This is a genomic window from Cerasicoccus maritimus (assembly GCA_031296935.1).
GTDB lineage: Bacteria > Verrucomicrobiota > Verrucomicrobiia > Opitutales > Cerasicoccaceae > Cerasicoccus > Cerasicoccus maritimus.
On sequence record JAVDPD010000027.1, the window covers coordinates 49,752 to 65,018 of the forward strand.

18 protein-coding genes are annotated in these 15,267 nt (G+C 51.3%); 11 read left to right on the plus strand and 7 right to left on the minus strand.

All coding sequences use genetic code 11. From position 1 onward, the window contains the following. Positions 1-2 precede the first annotated feature (2 nt). From RBB62_RS15785 to RBB62_RS15810, 6 genes are all read right to left on the minus strand, one after another. Positions 3-422 carry a hypothetical protein gene (locus tag RBB62_RS15785; RefSeq protein ID WP_309399997.1) on the minus strand — a complete coding sequence of 140 codons (420 nt, stop codon included), beginning with the start codon at positions 420-422 and terminating at the stop codon, positions 3-5. 41 nt (positions 423-463) lie between these two features. Further along, positions 464-718 carry a hypothetical protein gene (locus RBB62_RS15790; RefSeq protein ID WP_309399998.1) on the minus strand — a complete coding sequence of 85 codons (255 nt, stop codon included), beginning with the start codon at positions 716-718 and terminating at the stop codon, positions 464-466. Between the two features lie 293 nt (positions 719-1,011). Continuing rightward, complete coding sequence (locus RBB62_RS15795) at positions 1,012-1,614, minus strand: PEP-CTERM sorting domain-containing protein (protein WP_309399999.1); 603 nt, start codon at positions 1,612-1,614, stop codon at positions 1,012-1,014. 241 nt (positions 1,615-1,855) lie between these two features. After that, positions 1,856-2,224, minus strand: coding sequence for a hypothetical protein (locus RBB62_RS15800; RefSeq protein ID WP_309400000.1), 369 nt, complete (start codon positions 2,222-2,224; stop codon positions 1,856-1,858). Positions 2,225-2,370: 146 nt separating this feature from the next. Then, the gene (locus RBB62_RS15805) at positions 2,371-2,787 is read right to left on the minus strand and encodes a type II toxin-antitoxin system VapC family toxin (RefSeq protein ID WP_309400001.1); all 417 of its coding nucleotides are present in this window, start codon (positions 2,785-2,787) and stop codon (positions 2,371-2,373) included. Then, positions 2,784-3,032 (minus strand): AbrB/MazE/SpoVT family DNA-binding domain-containing protein, encoded by a 249-nt coding sequence (locus RBB62_RS15810; RefSeq protein WP_309400004.1) that lies wholly within the window; start codon positions 3,030-3,032, stop codon positions 2,784-2,786. Before RBB62_RS15810 ends, RBB62_RS15805 begins: the two co-directional genes overlap by 4 nt. A gap of 116 nt (positions 3,033-3,148) precedes the next feature. Here RBB62_RS15810 and RBB62_RS15815 point away from each other — a divergent pair, with 116 nt between their 5' ends. The 10 genes from RBB62_RS15815 (at position 3,149) to RBB62_RS15860 (ending at position 12,042) form a co-directional block, all read left to right on the plus strand. Next, a complete protein-coding gene (locus RBB62_RS15815; protein ID WP_309400005.1) occupies positions 3,149-3,895 on the plus strand; it encodes a replication-relaxation family protein in 747 nt (248 codons plus the stop codon). A 138-nt stretch (positions 3,896-4,033) separates the two neighbouring features. After that, positions 4,034-5,020 (plus strand): formylglycine-generating enzyme family protein, encoded by a 987-nt coding sequence (locus RBB62_RS15820; RefSeq protein WP_309400006.1) that lies wholly within the window; start codon positions 4,034-4,036, stop codon positions 5,018-5,020. A gap of 218 nt (positions 5,021-5,238) precedes the next feature. Beyond that, the gene (locus RBB62_RS15825; protein ID WP_309400007.1) at positions 5,239-5,634 is read left to right on the plus strand and encodes a DUF6900 domain-containing protein; all 396 of its coding nucleotides are present in this window, start codon (positions 5,239-5,241) and stop codon (positions 5,632-5,634) included. Between the two features lie 30 nt (positions 5,635-5,664). Continuing rightward, positions 5,665-6,714: a CHC2 zinc finger domain-containing protein gene (locus RBB62_RS15830; protein WP_309400008.1), complete on the plus strand. Its 1,050-nt coding sequence runs from the start codon at positions 5,665-5,667 to the stop codon at positions 6,712-6,714. A gap of 168 nt (positions 6,715-6,882) precedes the next feature. Then, positions 6,883-7,503: a vWA domain-containing protein gene (locus tag RBB62_RS15835; protein WP_309400009.1), complete on the plus strand. Its 621-nt coding sequence runs from the start codon at positions 6,883-6,885 to the stop codon at positions 7,501-7,503. Positions 7,504-7,739: 236 nt separating this feature from the next. Next, positions 7,740-8,303 carry a hypothetical protein gene (locus tag RBB62_RS15840; RefSeq protein ID WP_309400011.1) on the plus strand — a complete coding sequence of 188 codons (564 nt, stop codon included), beginning with the start codon at positions 7,740-7,742 and terminating at the stop codon, positions 8,301-8,303. Continuing rightward, positions 8,304-8,930 (plus strand): hypothetical protein, encoded by a 627-nt coding sequence (locus tag RBB62_RS15845; protein ID WP_309400012.1) that lies wholly within the window; start codon positions 8,304-8,306, stop codon positions 8,928-8,930. After that, entirely contained in the window at positions 8,891-9,880 is a 990-nt protein-coding gene (locus RBB62_RS15850; protein ID WP_309400014.1) for a hypothetical protein, read from the plus strand. The genes RBB62_RS15845 and RBB62_RS15850 overlap by 40 nt, the downstream gene beginning before the upstream one ends. A gap of 111 nt (positions 9,881-9,991) precedes the next feature. Further along, a complete protein-coding gene (locus tag RBB62_RS15855; RefSeq protein WP_309400015.1) occupies positions 9,992-10,468 on the plus strand; it encodes a hypothetical protein in 477 nt (158 codons plus the stop codon). Beyond that, a complete protein-coding gene (locus RBB62_RS15860) occupies positions 10,453-12,042 on the plus strand; it encodes a hypothetical protein (RefSeq protein WP_309400016.1) in 1,590 nt (529 codons plus the stop codon). The genes RBB62_RS15855 and RBB62_RS15860 overlap by 16 nt, the downstream gene beginning before the upstream one ends. 25 nt (positions 12,043-12,067) lie before the next feature. On the opposite strand, the gene RBB62_RS15865 is transcribed toward RBB62_RS15860, so the two are convergent. After that, positions 12,068-12,733 carry a hypothetical protein gene (locus RBB62_RS15865; protein WP_309400017.1) on the minus strand — a complete coding sequence of 222 codons (666 nt, stop codon included), beginning with the start codon at positions 12,731-12,733 and terminating at the stop codon, positions 12,068-12,070. 98 nt (positions 12,734-12,831) lie between these two features. Between RBB62_RS15865 and RBB62_RS15870 the strand changes: the two genes are divergently transcribed. Next, positions 12,832-15,249 carry a type IV secretory system conjugative DNA transfer family protein gene (locus RBB62_RS15870; protein WP_309400018.1) on the plus strand — a complete coding sequence of 806 codons (2,418 nt, stop codon included), beginning with the start codon at positions 12,832-12,834 and terminating at the stop codon, positions 15,247-15,249. Positions 15,250-15,267 lie beyond the last annotated feature (18 nt).

Below are 15,267 nucleotides of genomic sequence, written 5' to 3' on the forward strand. Positions count from 1 at the left end.
ATCTACCGATCATTCGCTGGAACCAATTCCTTTGCGATATGCTGATGGAAGATGAGCAGCAGACCGTAGAGTATACGCAGTGCTTGAAATTCAATCGAGAATTCCTTGGTGTGAGCCATGTCTTTGGTGAGCTCATCTTCCCGGTGGCTGAGGGCTGCAAACACGCTCTCCCAATTCACAATCTGATAGGTTAGTTCACCGGTTTGGTCGTGGAACGTAATTTTTCGGTTGGTTAGTCGTTTGATGGCATCAAGGGTCCGTTGTCTGGATAGTTCAATGCAGGCTTGAACTTCTGCTTCGGTCGATCCCTTAAGCTTTTGCATCGCATTGTAGGTTTCCGCTTCGCCGAGCGTAAGGGGTAGCCTATCCATGTATGCGATCAGGGTCTGTAATTCCTTGATGACGATATCCAAGTAAATCATGTATGCTCAAGGAATTGCAGCGTGTTAATAAATGTTGGTGCTTAGTGCATTTCTTTGGCTGTGTGTTGTTCGTAGTGCTGCGCTACCGTGAGGATAATATCGCTAAAGGTTGAGGAGAGTCCATTTTGCCGCAGGCGTTGTCCTATGTGCGTGAGTCTCTCGTAGAGGTCATCGGTGAGTGTGATTTCCCAGACATCCTCGGTGACTGCCTGGTAACTGCCGATGGACAGCTGTCCTCCATGCGCGTGCCGATCGAGTGCTTCCTTGGCCTTGTTGTTGATGTGGATTGTTTTCATGGTCCTTTTTGGGGCGAACCAAGGCGGGAAGCGTTGGAGTAGTCGAGCGCGAAAGCGCTCAAAGCTGCAAAAGGCGCTTCACTTGTTGAGTTTCAGCTAACCATTTGGAGCTTTGCCACGGATCGTGGACGCCCCGTCGTCTGTGTGTCGGTTGATGTCGTGACAGTTTTTACGGTTTCTTCCCTTGGATGGGTAAGGGGGCGAAACCAATCTGTTGTGATGGGAAGGATTCGTTTACATTATTATGACAGTCGCCGTCATTAAATTTATAGGCGACAGCTGAATCGTCGCCACTATGCTTTGCGCCTGAGCAGCAAATATCCAAGGATTGCCAGTCCAAATATTAACGCATACTGGCCCGGTTCAGGTATCGGTTCCAAGCTTGCGGCTCCAGAGATTTCAGGCTTATGGGCTGAATCGCCAACCTTGATGAAAATCGAGGAGACACTGTTTCCCATTGCGATGCCAAAATCATTAAGATCAACACGAATTTCATTAATATTGGTGCCACCTTCTTGGAAGGAAAACACGGAGGCATAGACAATTGACATTGATTCCATCGAACCGACCGTGAGGGAGATGGTTTCTGGATTGGCTCCATACTCAAAGATGACCAAGTCGTTTCCTGCTATATTTTTGATGGTGTTATCGATGAAATCGATTTGAACCGTTTCAGCACCCACGAACTCAACACCTGTGGTAAGATCGCTCCCTGAGAGGGCATCCGATATGCTTAATGCGCCACCATATATCAGTGGACTTCCCGTGCTTGACGCCGCATCGGCAAACGCATCATCTCGATAACTGGTAGTTCCCTTGATGATCACCGCATCTGCGATAGGGCATAGGATTTGGGCAATGCTAAAAGCTATTAGGAATTTTTGCACAGTGAACACGTATGAAAACATCGAGTAAGTTCAATATAATAAAGAAGCTATAGATAGGTATAAGAATCAGTTTATTCAATTAGTATTTGCTTTGTTATCCTGCCGGTTTGGATTTTTCTCTAGTTGAGCGAGAAGGGGCTCAAAGCTGCAAAAGGCGCTTCACTCAAGTACGTTTCAGCTAACCATTTGGATTGTTGCCACTATCGTGGACGCCTCGTCGTCTGCGTATCGGTTGATGCCGTGACAGTTGTTACGGTTTCTTCCCTTGGATGAGTAAGGGGGCGAAACCGATCTGTTGTGATGGAGGATGATGCGTAGAACTGGTTTTAAAGCCAACGCCAATTGACAGTGGTACGCCTGCCTTTTCGAACATTGCTCTAAATGCGTGGATGGACACGGTCTGATCGCCAATTGAGACTTGGGTTGGATCTATGCACCCGGCATAGCAATAGATTTGGTTGCTACCTCGACCCATTGCGGTGAGATACTTTTCAAGGTCGGCAAAGGTCGTAAATACGCCCTTAGGATACTCGCGCCCATCATCGGCAATATACGAGACAAGCGCCGCTCGCTGAACTGTCTGGCTACCTGGAACCGGGTTCAGGTTGACGAACGTCATTTGCAACAGGTCTTTACCAAAGGCGTAAGAACCGAAAATGACTTGGGTACAAAAAAGGAATACGAGTGCTGGTCACATTGCAAGGCTGACAGCGCCATCATCGCTTAGTGCCAAAAATTGTAGGCAGATAGCCTTCGATTCCGTGGCTAGTTTTCGGGCAGTTGCCAACCCAGTTCAGGCCATTTTTTGAAATCCCGGTCAAAGGACATGACTGCGTATCCTTTTTCGATCGCAAACCTCGCTTGGAAGGCGTCGAGGTAATCAACTGATTTGGTCTGGAGGTCATCCAACGCCGCAAGCGTTGCTTTGGCGTGTTCGAGGCGAATGCCAGGTCGCTGCAGAAATTCACTTAAGATTCTGGCGACGTGTTTGCGATCCTGCTCATAGTAGCTGGTCAGCACCCATACGATTTCCGCAATGCAGCCGCTGGTGAAATACAGCAGGTAGTCGCCTGCCTCAGCTTTGGCAAATACTTCCTTGGCAATCGGCGAGAGTTTCTCGTGATCCCATTGCAATAGGCGAATCACGATATTGGCATCGCAGAGGAATACCGGTTTGCTCATCGCTTCTTACCCTTAAGCGCGAGTGCTTTTGCGACAGCTTTTCGCTCCTGCGCCTTATTGGCGGCTGGACGCTTGCTTGGCAAAATCCCTGCAAAACGATCCAGGGAGCTATTCACTGATCGCATTATTACGTAGCCGTCCTTGGCTTCAAAAGCGATTTGCTGTTGCGGGTGCAAGTCGAGATACTCCCGTATTTCCTTGGGGATGGTTGTCTGCCCCTTACTGGTCATGGTTGAGATTGTCATAATCTTTAGAATTATTCTTACTTTATATAGTTTTCCTTACATTTTCAAGTAGTAAGGAAACCTTTCGTGGTAAGAGTGCCTGAAACCGCCACACCGGTTGCGCCGCTATGCTTGCGATGCAACTTTCTGGAAAATCGCTCTTTTTACAGTCGTTGGCTGAGTATCGGTGCTTAACGGTTCGCCAGAGTGTGGCGGCGGGACTTGCCAGTGAGCAGATGACTCGGCGCTATGCTCGCACATTGACTGCCATTGGGCTGATTCGAAGTGGTGCCTGGCAAACTCCAGATGGCAAGGGTCGGCCAGAGAATATGCTGGCAGTAACCCTCAAGGGCCTTGGGGAGTTGGGCCTGTCAGGCAAGGAACTGGAATCCCGCTGCTATTCCCACCAGTATCATCTCAATTGGGTGCGTATCTGGCTGATGCAGTTATCGGAGCGGTATCCGGGGCTTGCAGTGCAATTCCGGCGCGGTTCCTTGGATACACTGTGGCCGGATGGAATTGTCATCCTGACGCATGAAGGCAAATCACTCCTGTTTTTCCTGGAGATAGATATGGGGACTGAGTCGCTAGCGGTGCTTGAGGAGAAACTGGTGGCCTACCGTGATTCGTTTCTGGCGGGCAGCTATAAACAGTTCGGAGAGTCGTGTCGCGGGTTCCGGGTGCTGCTGGTATGTCAGGAATGGAAGCGACTTCGCGGTGTTGCTCGTGTTTGCCAGAAGATGGCTCCGCTACCCTTTGTCTGGCTCACTGAATATAAGTCCTTGGCGCAGGCGGGTGCCGGAGCTGCAGTGTGGAGTCGGGGTGGCGAACTGAAACCGCAATTCAGTATCCTAGGATCGTTGGCCAAATTAGGGGCGCTTTGATATTTTTTAGGTAGCCTATTCACTTCGCTCAGATTGCCTACGGTTGGTTCGTGTGTAACTGCTGAATATAGCATGATACATGATTATCAGATTTTTATGGTAGATTTATGATTGTATTAGATATTTTATGGAGATTCCATGAAAACTACTATACTCATAACCTGTATTCACATTAACGCCATTGCCGGCTTTGCGGCAGTGAACTTCGATATGGCCATTGTTGGCGATATTGGCAATCCGGCCTATGCGGCTCCTCAAGGTGATTTTGGTTCGGTTCCCTATCAATATTCGATCTCAAAACATGAAGTAACGACAACACAATATGCTGAGTTTTTGAATGCTGTGGCCAAAACTGATACGCACAGCCTTTATAGTAATGGAATGCAAACCGACGGATCGTTAAACGGCATTCAACGTACTGGCAGTAGTGGTAGTTTTGTCTACATGCCGACTGCCGGACACGAAAATCGTCCCATTAGTTTCGTGAGCTTCTGGGATGCGACTCGTTTTGCGAATTGGTTGTCAAATGGACAACCGACTGGCTCTCAGTCTGCCGCCACAACGGAGGATGGCGCTTACACGCTCGGTGGCGTAACAAATCCGAGCAACTTATCAGTGACGCGAAACACCATTAACCCCAATACTGGAAGCGCTGCGGGTCTATACTTCATTCCTTCTGAGGATGAGTGGTTTAAGGCGGCTTATTACAATTCCGCGACATCGTCATACTACCTCTATCCAACAGCCAGTGATATACAGCCAATTGCCGAAAATCCACCAGGGGGAACAAATTCAGCCAATTATGGAACGCCTGGTAGCACATTTACCGCCGTGGGGGCTTATGAAAACACTCTTAGCCCTTACGGACTTTACGACATGGCAGGCAATGCGTGGGAATATAACGAAGGTATTGTTTCAACTACAAATCGCTCTTTTCGAGGAAGCTCGAATGGTGATATGGGAAACAGTAATTTGACACGCGACTTTCAAAATAACGGTAATGCCAGCCTAGACTTAAGGGAGGTCGGTTTTCGAGTGTCGCAAGTGCCCGAGCCCCAAACTTGGGCTATCTTTAGTGGGCTAGTTGCTTTCGGATTGGCTTGGATTCGTCATCGTCGATCTTGATTGCCATAGTGTTATGTTCCATCGTTTTCTGGCCCGGAGAAATCCGGGCCTTTTTGGTAATGATTTGCTGTTATCGAATGGCGTTATTGCGGTAGTACCATATGCATGCTCGATTAATTTCAGGCTTAGATGATTGTTCTTGGTGATGCTTTTGTTCGGTCAGCGGCTCCCAGTGATTTGGCGCAAGTGTTTTTACTTGGAAGTGGTCCTGCTTTTACATGGACGACATATTTGAAGACATTGCCCAAAACTGTTTTGGGATCGAAACGCTCGAATCCAGAAAAATGGATGCCCTCGACTTTCCGACCTGCTCGGTCTGGGACCTGCGTGAGGGACTGGAAGCCGCATACCGTAAAGGGCTGGAGGATCAAGTGGTGGTTCTCGGAGCCGGTACCATGTTTGGATTTAAGCGCAACGCGGTTATCCGAGCCTTATCGACCAGTCACAGAATGGCTACGGCAACCATTGCGGCTGCCATGCAGTCATTTGGGCTGCAATACGAAGCAGAAGACTTGAGGCGAATCGCATCGCACGATGGCTATCGAGCGACATTGACCGGAGAACAGCATTTTTTGCTTTGCGAACGGGCTGAATTGTATTCGCGGGTGAAATAGTCTGCTGGCAAGTGCCGCTGGTATGGGTAAATGGCGAATTATTATTCTCGGGAACAGCTGGACGCGCTCAAAGGACGCGTTGATTTGGCTGCGTATGTGCAGCACAGCGGAATTGCCGAGTTGAAGCGGGTTGGAGCCCGGTATCGGGGACACTGTCCGCTTCATGATGATGGCACACCATCGTTCTACGTCGATTCGACGCATTCGGGTTATTATTGTTTTGGCTGCCAGGCAAAGGGTGATGTGTTTGCCCTGACTCAGGAGCATTTTGGATTGAGTTTCAATGAGGCGGTGGAGCGGGTCCGAGCTTTCGCTTGTGGTCATCCCATCGAAAGTATGCCTCCTAAGCCAGTCGAGCCCGACCTTCCGCAACCATTAACTTTGGCGGATACGTTGGCCTTGGAACAGGCCGCTGCATATTACCAGCGCCAGTTGAGCAATAGCGAGATTGTGCAAGACTACCTGGCTTCCCGAAAAATCATGCCAAGTGCTATCGAGGATTTTGACTTGGGGTATGGCATAGGATTTTTGGCGAAGGCTTTGCCCAAGAACGCCAAGCGATTGACCCAATTGGGACTGGTGACCCAGAAAGGACAGGATGCGTTCTTTGGACGAATCACCGTTCCCATTCGTGATGCGTCAGGGACCGTGAGGCAATTCTATGGACGAAGCGTGAAGGAGCAGTATAAGCACCGCTATCTGTCTCGCCCTCACCAAACCTTGTTCAATCCTCAAGCGTTGGATGAGAAGACGGTGATTCTGTGCGAATCGATTATTGATGCACTGACATGCTATGGGCTGGGGTTTGAGAATACGGTTTCAATTTATGGGGCGCATGGCATGAAAACGCAATACACGGAGCAAATGGCTCAGGCAGGTGTCAAGAAGGTAATTTTGGCGTACGATGCGGATAAGGCAGGTGACACTGGCGCCTCTCAAGCAGCGGAGATGCTTGATGAATGTGGGGTCAGAACCAGCCGCTTGCAGTTGCCTCGGGGATTGGATGTTAACCGACTGGCGGTGGAGTCCAGTCATGCGCGGCAGGCGCTAGAAGGGCTGGTGCGAGAGGCTCAGCGATAGTCAGGCTCATGCGGTTCGTGCGCTCAATAATTCTAATAGTAGTAAACGTGATGCCTTATGATTGGATTTTAGTTCATAAGAATGGCGTGTTTCTTACTTTTTAGATCGCATTTACGGATAATTTACTATGTTTGAAAAGCCAGCTCCGATACTGGGCAATTTCTGGGGATGGTCATCAAACACACAGTGTTTGCTTTGGACTGCAGCGAAAGCATGTTGCAGCGCGACTACTTTCCCAGTCGCCTGGGTGGGGCAGCTCTGGTAACGCGGACATTGCACCAGGACCTGTTGCAAAAATCGCACACTGAATCCATTGGGGTGGTGGCGTTTGGCTCCGAGGCGGAGGTGGTGTGTCCACTGACTTCGCCCAACAAATGCGAGGATCTGCGTGAGGCAGTGGAGTCTCTTTCTGGTATGGGTAAGACCAATCTCAGCCTGGGCTTGATGTTGGCGGCCAAACTGCTTGAGCAGTCGGGCATCAATTCTCATGCGCAGATTCTGCTGCTGAGCGATGGCTGGCATGATGAGGGACGACTTGATCCGGTGGACGCATCAAATAAAATCGCTGCGATGGGGATCACGATTGGTTGCATTGGCATTGCTGGTGACCCCGGCAGTGTTGATGTTAATCGCCTGCAAAAGATTGCCTCTCCAACCAAAACCGGCAGACGCTACTGTTTTATCAAAAACGCTTTTGCGATGGGAGCTTTGGAGCGTTCTTCCGTCATTGCGACTGATGGCATTTTGACTGCGGGGATCTTTTCCGAAGGATACCGCCGCATCCAGTAACGATCGAACAACCACGACGCACTATGAAAGATACACAATACGAATCCACTGACACGACTACCATCAACACGCCCGAGACCTCGGTAACCTGCACCTGTGAGGAGGATCATCATCACGGCTACGGTTCATGCGGTTCATCCTGTCCCGAATGTTGGTCGAATGTCTGTGAAAAGCCATCGGGTCATGGTGGGCCGCATGCCTGCTGGGTCTGTAAGCAGACATGGTAATCGTATCCCATGAGAACGATTGAACACATTAAGCGTGAGCTGGAGCCTCGGGCCTTGCTCTCGGTCAGTAACGCGCATGACGATGCGCGGATTTCGTATCGCCTGGATTCCAACACGGTTCAGGATATGCACGAGTTTATCTCGGTCATTGGCGATTACCTGAATTATCACCATGAAACTTGCCTGGGAGGACGGTTGCCCGACTTTCAAGCGGAGGAAATGGCCAAGGAAATTGTCGAGCGTCACCACAAACGCAGTGGGGGCAACCTGCTCAGCGCTTACACGCAAGCCAATACCGGACTCAATGGCGGAATGCGAAAAATTCTGGATGTGATTGCCGATGAGCTTCGCGAGGATGCGCTGCGACGCTACACCAATCATGTGCTGGATACGTATGTCACGCCCAATGCCTGGCCGGAGAAGGTGGCGCTGATTCGTGAGCTGGTTGCTGTCCTGAAACTGGATGGCGCGGATACGGATCATCCCGAGCGATACGCCAGTGATTACAAGGCGCTGATTGAGACCTATCTGCGCAACCTTCGCCGCACCGAGGAAGCCTTCTTTCGGATGTAAATGAGGCCGGAGCTTGCACAGTTCCTGGAGGAGATTCTTCTCTGCCACCGCAAGTCGCAGGCGCTGATCAATGAGCGTTTCCTGGCGCTTGAGGGCAACGATTGGCGGGTGTGTTCTGAGGCTGAGTTTGTCGCGCTCCTACACCGGGTGACGGTTTATTTGTTGTATGGCGACTCGGTTAGCACTGATGGGCACACGCATGGCCTCAAGATTATCCAGGAACGATTGGAGAAAGTCTTTGGGGCAGCGCAGCGTCAGGTGGTGTTCGAAGCAATCGAAGGCCGGGGGCTGCGCAAGAGCGTCGAGCAATATGTCGATGCGGTTCAACAGGAACTGGTGAGTGAACTGTTGTATGCGCTCATCGACAGTTACTTCGAGATCGCCTATGGCGGTCGATTGGAGCGTGATTATGACCTGATGCATCAGGATGGCAGCGAGTACTTCGAGGAGCATCGCCTGCTTTTGCCATCTTCTATTTGGGAGCAGCGGGATACCTACATCAAGGGGTCCATGGTCGTTCAGCATCCCATAACCGGTCAGGATGCTCTCAGGCCTCGTATGTGGGAAGTCTATGTTCGCCATCCCGAGTGGATGAACGCGCAACGCCAACCGCTGCTGTCACGATGACGAAAGCCGTTCCCTTTCCCGGTCAATCTACTGTAGCAACAGACTATCCATCATTGCCGCTGTACACACTTCTGCGACTCATCGTGGATGATGCGAATCCCGAGGCGTTAGCGGAATTACACAACCGTCGCACGGTTTTTCAGCAGGAGGCCGGGCAACGGATGCTGTTCACGCAGTATCTGCACTCGCTACGGTCATGGGCCTTGTCACGCGGCTGGAGTCATGCCATTGTCGAGGGCGCGGCTGATCTGTGTCAGGAACGATTCTCCCGGTTGCCTGCCGATGGCCAGGGTGTGGATTGTCGCAATTATTTTCGGGCTGTCCTGATTCACTTCACCGGCAATGACGCTGCCTCCATTGGGCGTGAATACGAACTGGCTCGTCTGCTTGAGCGGATGGTCTTCCGGCATTTTTCGCTTTGCCTCAAGGAGGTGAAACGTTCGTTGCATTCCAGCCGCTATGTTTGGCGAATGGACTCTGGAACGCTCACACTGCGCTTTCCCCGGCATATTTCCGGGCGGGCTCGCCTTGCCTGGTTGGAAGAACATGCGCCAGATGCCGATGCCGCTCGTGTCGGGGAGCGGGATCGTATTCAGGCCCTGGTTGATGCGCATTTTGGATCGGGAGAGCCGGTGAGCTTGGATGATGGAGTAGGGCAGTTAGTGCTACCTCAGAGCGACATCCCCTCAAACATTGTGCAGCGGCTGGAATCACAGGGCTTGGCGCAGGCGGTGGCGGAAGAAAAAGCTGACCGAATCGATGAGCAACGAAGCGCCATTGCCGCTCTGGGGCCGTTGGCGGTGAGAGAGATGGTGCTGCGCATTTTTGAGGAGATCGCCGCTGGTGAGGTCAATGACCACCAGATTGCACAGGAGTACGGGATCACGAAACCAACGTATTCGAGGTGGGCAGGCTCTTCCTGGGAAATCAGGCGCACGGCAGGTTCCTGATCTGTGGCGCAACACCGCCCAAGTGCTGGCGCAACATGCCGCCTTTCGTGAGACAGCGGTTGCAGCCTCGGTATGGCCGGTCGTTGAATCCATCAATGAGGGAGGCCGGTCATGAGCGGAGAACTCGCATACATCGCCCGTCTGCAACAAGCCTACCGAAATGGCGCGAGTCGGGAGGAACTGGCCGCTGCGTTTGCCGCGATCAAGGATCTGGATCCCGAATCGCAGAGGCAGTTTGCTGACTTTATGGAAGTGGTTGCCGCTTCTGCTGAGTGTTCTGCGGCGCTGTCGGTAAACGATAACGAGGTTGCAAAGATCGATCTGCATGCTCGGGATGCGGCAATTGATCTGACCGAACCCGGTCACTACACGCTCACGCTGTCAACTGGACGGGTTATCTGGAAGCAGCATCTTGACGCGAAAGAGTTATTTTTGGTGGACCATGACACGCTTCCGGTGGCTGCGGATACGGACGATGCCCAAGATCGGGTTTCGTTTGAAACCACACTCCTTGATGGCGAAATCATCCTTTCGCTGACTCCTGGCCTACACCAGGGAACCCTTCGCATCCAATGGCAAGCCGGGTAAACGCAGTTCTGGTTGCCGGTGATGGTACTGCGCTGGTCACTGAAATCATTGCCAAGGTCGTCTCGAAACATCGTTCCCGAATAACCTTCACTGGTCCTGGCGTATTCGATCACCGAATAAAGAGGCATATTCGGGCAACTGTCCTGCCGCTCATTGATTCAATTCTCACTGAACTGGATGTATCGCTTCCATGCTTTGAGCTATCGGTGGTCAATCCAGCTGTTGCTTCAAGCATGGAGGCAGCCGTTAGAGTGTCAGGGTTTTCTGTGGACGTTCCGATTGCCTTGGCCTTACTTGGTGCAGCCTGTGGCATGCCAGTTAAATCGAGTGTGGTTGCAACCGGACACATCGCTTCATCGGCGGGCGATATTCGGATGGTGCGCAGCCTTGATCAGAAGGTGCAGGCGGTGGTTACTCGTGGGAAAGGGATGTGTTTTGTGTATCCGCAATTCGATGCCTCGAGTGATCTGCCATCCGGTGATGAGCGTGAACGGATCGATTTAGCGTTTCGCAAAATTCGATTCCGGGTGCGGTTGCAACCGATTTCTCAGTTTTCACAAGCTCTTACGTTGGCCTTTGCCGAACACGATCTGTTTCTTGCCTCGTTGACCTGCGGGTATTACGGACGAGAATCTGCGGACTCGACGGTCATTCGCGACCTTGGGCTTGGCGAGGGAAATCGGTTCATCCGGGTGCTCGAGCAACATTTACGTGATACTGACATGGTCCGCATTCAGGAGGTGCTTGGGGCGTGGATTCGGTTTCTCGTCAAGAACGGGCAGTATCCTCATGGCGTCGGTCGAGAGTTGCATGCGCTGTTACAATCCATACCACCAGCAGTCAGGCGCCTCAAACTGCGGTTTCCGTTGATTGCCTCCAGTGAGGTCATGCGACTGGCGCCATTAGTTGGAAGCGAGGATACGGCGGACTTTCAGCAACTGCTGCGGGCAATTGAGGGGAATATTGCGGTTGTCTCGGTAGTCACTCACGGTGTCGAAGATTTCTCTGATTCATGCGATGCCGCCGAGATAATCTTGGATGCGATTCTGTCTGAATTGGATGAGGCGGCCATTTACGAGCAATTGTGCGCTCCAATGGATCGAGCCTTCAACCTGTTCCAGATTCCAATTGAAGGGAGCTTTCATGATCTGGTTTTCTCCTTTTATGCCGCACTGATGCGAGCTGTCGATGGATGCCTTGAATCGGATAATTTGGCATCAGATGCGTATGCGCTCGTGGAACGAGCCTATGCTCGAAACGGTGGAATCAAGGGGGCAACCACTGATGCCGAAACTCCGGGTGGCCGACGAGTAATCCTTGAGCGGATGTTGCAAACCTTGCGAAAAGAGCGTGTGGAGAGCCATATCCAATACGTCTTTCACCAAGCCATTGATCCACTCGATTATGCTGCCAAACTCGCGGTGACCAAGGCGTTCATCGTTCGGTTCCGCTCAGTGTTGCCTGAGCAGGTCGTCGACGATCCACCCGAGAAATATGCCCAGTCATGGTATGTGTTGATCCGTCATTGGCTGGAGATGCGGACGGAATTTCAGGAGTGGATTCATATGAGGTAATTGGAGATTATTTGTTTTCTCAGCCTCAGTTTTTTCTGTTCTTAGCGCTTGGCTTCATCGAGGCTAGTTTAGCTCTGCCTGACTTTTCGTATTCTACCAATGTTCGTATTCTCCGATAAAAAGATAGTAGTATTTTTAATGTGGTAAGTGGGTTTTTGGTTATTTCATTTATTTCTTCATAGTATGGAAAGTCCATCATCTCAGCGAGCTCATGGCCTGATTCTTTTATGAAGGCGATGGTTTCCTTATCTAAATCTAGCTTTTTTCTTTGTACCTCTATTTTGCGTAGTTCACGTTCTGTGATGCCTTTTTGAATGTAATCATACAGGTCTGCGATTTCGCGACCGGCTGCGCAGAATGCCTTAACGATTTTTTTGATATTACGGGCTACCGTAGCAACCATTGTCAGTTCTATCCAACCGGGAGAGGCGTATTGTAGAGAAACAACTTGTGGGCGTTCATCACGGGGAGTGAGCGTATGAAGATTGTTGTAAAAATTAACAGCGCTGTATCCACCTCGCCACGGATGCTTCGTAAATGCATTTTCCCTGTAGTCGACTCTACTTCTGTTGAGCGTTGCTTCGAGAGCATATACTAACCCATAGACCTGTGAATAAGTTCGGGGAAAAGTATATAAATCATCCAGAGTCCAACTTCCGTCAATGGGGATCTTAATTGCTTTGCTTTTCATGTGAAGTATTTCCTCTAGATAAGTTTCAGTAGCAGAAAATCATGCCACATTGACAAGACTGAAACACTGCCGCTGCTTCCACCGCTTGTATGGCAGAGATGTCTATTGAAGCGGCCATGATTCAGCGATCCCGATCTTTTCTGCAAGGGCGGCAGATTGAACGCATCCTGGAATCGGAGTTGCTCAAGGGGTGTTCCTCGGAAATCTCGCCCGAACCAGTGGCATTGATCCCGCCATACCGTCATCTTCGGACACTTGCAAATGAGATCATTTGCGAACCAAAGCCCATGCTCGATCCAGCCATTTTCCGGCTTTGGCTCTCACCGCAACAGGAATTCTCATGGGTTCACAGCGAACGATTCCTCAAGGAACTGACCCGAATTTCCTCCCCTGCCACCTTTGAGATCCACGGAAACAGTCAGGATATCCAACTGCAATTCCGGATCAATCAGGACGATGCGGGCGTACTCCAAACGGCATTTAATGGGGAGCATCAGTCCTGCCAACTGACGAGACCTGAAACCTGCGCCTTTCGAAACTGCCTGAGGCAAGCGAAACATCTGACGTTTCGCGATTATTATCCAGCCGCCCCGTATCATGGCAGTCTGACCCGACATGATGAGTTTGTCTTCACGCCCTTTGAGTCGTTGCTCTGCGCCCTGAGCTACTTGCCTGAGGATGTTGTCGGATTTTACCAGTGCGTGTTCCAGCCGGTCAGCCATGCCTGGCATGAAAACATTGAGACGATTTACGATTTGGAGTATCTGTATCATGCCCACCGGGATGGACGAAGTTTGCAGTATGCCAGCCAGCTCCCCTCAACGGAGCTGAAGTTGATGACGCAGCGCTTGGAGCGCAAAGCTGATCCGGATAAACCATTTTTTGCCACCGTGATTCGCATTGGTATGATTAGTGATAAGCCCGTTGCGCCAAACGATATGCAATCCCTGACCACGTTCCTTGGATTGTTACAGCAAAACGCCAAGCAACTAACCTATCTCGATCAGGACGACTACGCGCCGGTCCTGCCATCCAACAGTCAACGGCGGATGTTGGAACAGGGCGTCGTGCATCGAAACGGCTTTTTGTGCAACTCACAGGAACTGGTCAGCTTCGTCCATACCTTCGATGCCAGGGTCGTTACCGAGCGACAACTGCCCATTGAGCTTGCGAGCGATTTTGCCAGTGATCTGGATGCAACCACTGAAGGCGTTGTCGTTGGGCTGGCCCGGAATACCGGAGTGGATGTTCCCATCCGAATACCGTCCGAACTTCGCGAGCGAACGGTGCACCTCATGGGATCATCGGGATCGGGGAAAACATCCGTGATGATCCACATGGCGCTGCAGGATGTCGCCGAAGGGCATGGGCTGGTCTTCATTGATCCACACGGGGATGCGGTCAAAGATATCCTGACCCGATTGCCCGAAGAGCACCTTCATCGCGTTATCTGGTTGGATGCTGGAAATCCCAACGTTGTTCCCGCCTGGAATCCGCTTCATTTGGAGGATGGCGCCAATCTCCACCGTCTGGCTGATGATATGCTCGCCAGCATTGAACGGGTATCGACTGCCTGGGGAGACCGGCTGGCCCATGTGCTGCGAAATGGACTCCTCGGGCTGCTACAGGCCAAACCGCAGGCCACCTTGCGTGATCTGTATGACCTGATCCGGGATACGCCAAGTGGCGCTGCGCTGCGTGAGCTCATCGTCAGTAATGCTGCTGATGATACGGTTTGCACGTTCTGGAAGCATGATTTTATGAAGGCGTATAAGCGAAGCGATCTGGCGGCTCCCGCTCACAAGCTGGATAAACTGATGTCTGGCGGCACGATCCAGCTCATGTATTCCCAGCGCGAAAGCCGGATTGGGATTCCGAGGGTGATGGATGAGGGAAGCGTTCTGCTGGTCGACTTATCCACAATCGGACAGGAAGCCCGAAGTCATCTTGGCTCATTTTTGCTCACGCAGTTCATGACTGCGGCCTTGGGCAGGAGTCAGACGTCATACGAACGACGTCGGTCATTTGGCGTGTATTTGGATGAGTGCCACCTCTTTGTTGGTCCTGACACCATTGAAAGCCTGATTACGCAGGCGCGAAAATACCGGGTGCGACTGGTTCTGGCGAATCAGTATCTCAAGCAATTCGGGAGGGCTTCGCAGATTGATGCGTTATCAACAGTTGGTTGTGCCATTCTCGGGCGACTGGACCGCCATGACGCCAGCTATCTTGCCAAAGATTTTTCCCGCAAGGGTGTCACTGCGGATGATCTGGCGAGCTTGGAACCCTATACCATGTTTGCCCGGCTGGATACGGAGGTGTGCAAACTTAGGACATTGCCACTGACTGAGCCAGTGCGCAGGGATGTGTCCGGTATTATCCAAGACTCATATGAACGCTACTACCGATCTGCGGAGGAGGTGAGGGGAGAACTCTCGGGGAATCGTCGCTCGCCGGTTGCGGGCGCGACTCAACAAACTGAGTCTGAGGGGGATTTCTATTATGAGGAATTTTAAGGAGGGCGTATCTCATGT

Excerpts from the sequence above, each read along its gene's own strand:
- RBB62_RS15860 (WP_309400016.1), top strand. The coding sequence starts at position 10,453 with ATGGCAAGCCGGGTAAACGCAGTTCTGGTTGCCGGTGATGGTACTGCG.
- RBB62_RS15825 (WP_309400007.1), top strand. The coding sequence starts at position 5,239 with ATGGACGACATATTTGAAGACATTGCCCAAAACTGTTTTGGGATCGAA.
- RBB62_RS15815 (WP_309400005.1), top strand. The coding sequence starts at position 3,149 with ATGCAACTTTCTGGAAAATCGCTCTTTTTACAGTCGTTGGCTGAGTAT.
- RBB62_RS15800 (WP_309400000.1), bottom strand. The coding sequence starts at position 2,224 with ATGACGTTCGTCAACCTGAACCCGGTTCCAGGTAGCCAGACAGTTCAG.
- RBB62_RS15790 (WP_309399998.1), bottom strand. The coding sequence starts at position 718 with ATGAAAACAATCCACATCAACAACAAGGCCAAGGAAGCACTCGATCGG.
- RBB62_RS15785 (WP_309399997.1), bottom strand. The coding sequence starts at position 422 with ATGATTTACTTGGATATCGTCATCAAGGAATTACAGACCCTGATCGCA.
- RBB62_RS15870 (WP_309400018.1), top strand. The coding sequence starts at position 12,832 with ATGTCTATTGAAGCGGCCATGATTCAGCGATCCCGATCTTTTCTGCAA.
- RBB62_RS15855 (WP_309400015.1), top strand. The coding sequence starts at position 9,992 with ATGAGCGGAGAACTCGCATACATCGCCCGTCTGCAACAAGCCTACCGA.
- RBB62_RS15805 (WP_309400001.1), bottom strand. The coding sequence starts at position 2,787 with ATGAGCAAACCGGTATTCCTCTGCGATGCCAATATCGTGATTCGCCTA.
- RBB62_RS15830 (WP_309400008.1), top strand. The coding sequence starts at position 5,665 with ATGGCGAATTATTATTCTCGGGAACAGCTGGACGCGCTCAAAGGACGC.
- RBB62_RS15810 (WP_309400004.1), bottom strand. The coding sequence starts at position 3,032 with ATGACAATCTCAACCATGACCAGTAAGGGGCAGACAACCATCCCCAAG.
- RBB62_RS15865 (WP_309400017.1), bottom strand. The coding sequence starts at position 12,733 with ATGAAAAGCAAAGCAATTAAGATCCCCATTGACGGAAGTTGGACTCTG.
- RBB62_RS15845 (WP_309400012.1), top strand. The coding sequence starts at position 8,304 with ATGAGGCCGGAGCTTGCACAGTTCCTGGAGGAGATTCTTCTCTGCCAC.
- RBB62_RS15840 (WP_309400011.1), top strand. The coding sequence starts at position 7,740 with ATGAGAACGATTGAACACATTAAGCGTGAGCTGGAGCCTCGGGCCTTG.
- RBB62_RS15820 (WP_309400006.1), top strand. The coding sequence starts at position 4,034 with ATGAAAACTACTATACTCATAACCTGTATTCACATTAACGCCATTGCC.
- RBB62_RS15835 (WP_309400009.1), top strand. The coding sequence starts at position 6,883 with ATGGTCATCAAACACACAGTGTTTGCTTTGGACTGCAGCGAAAGCATG.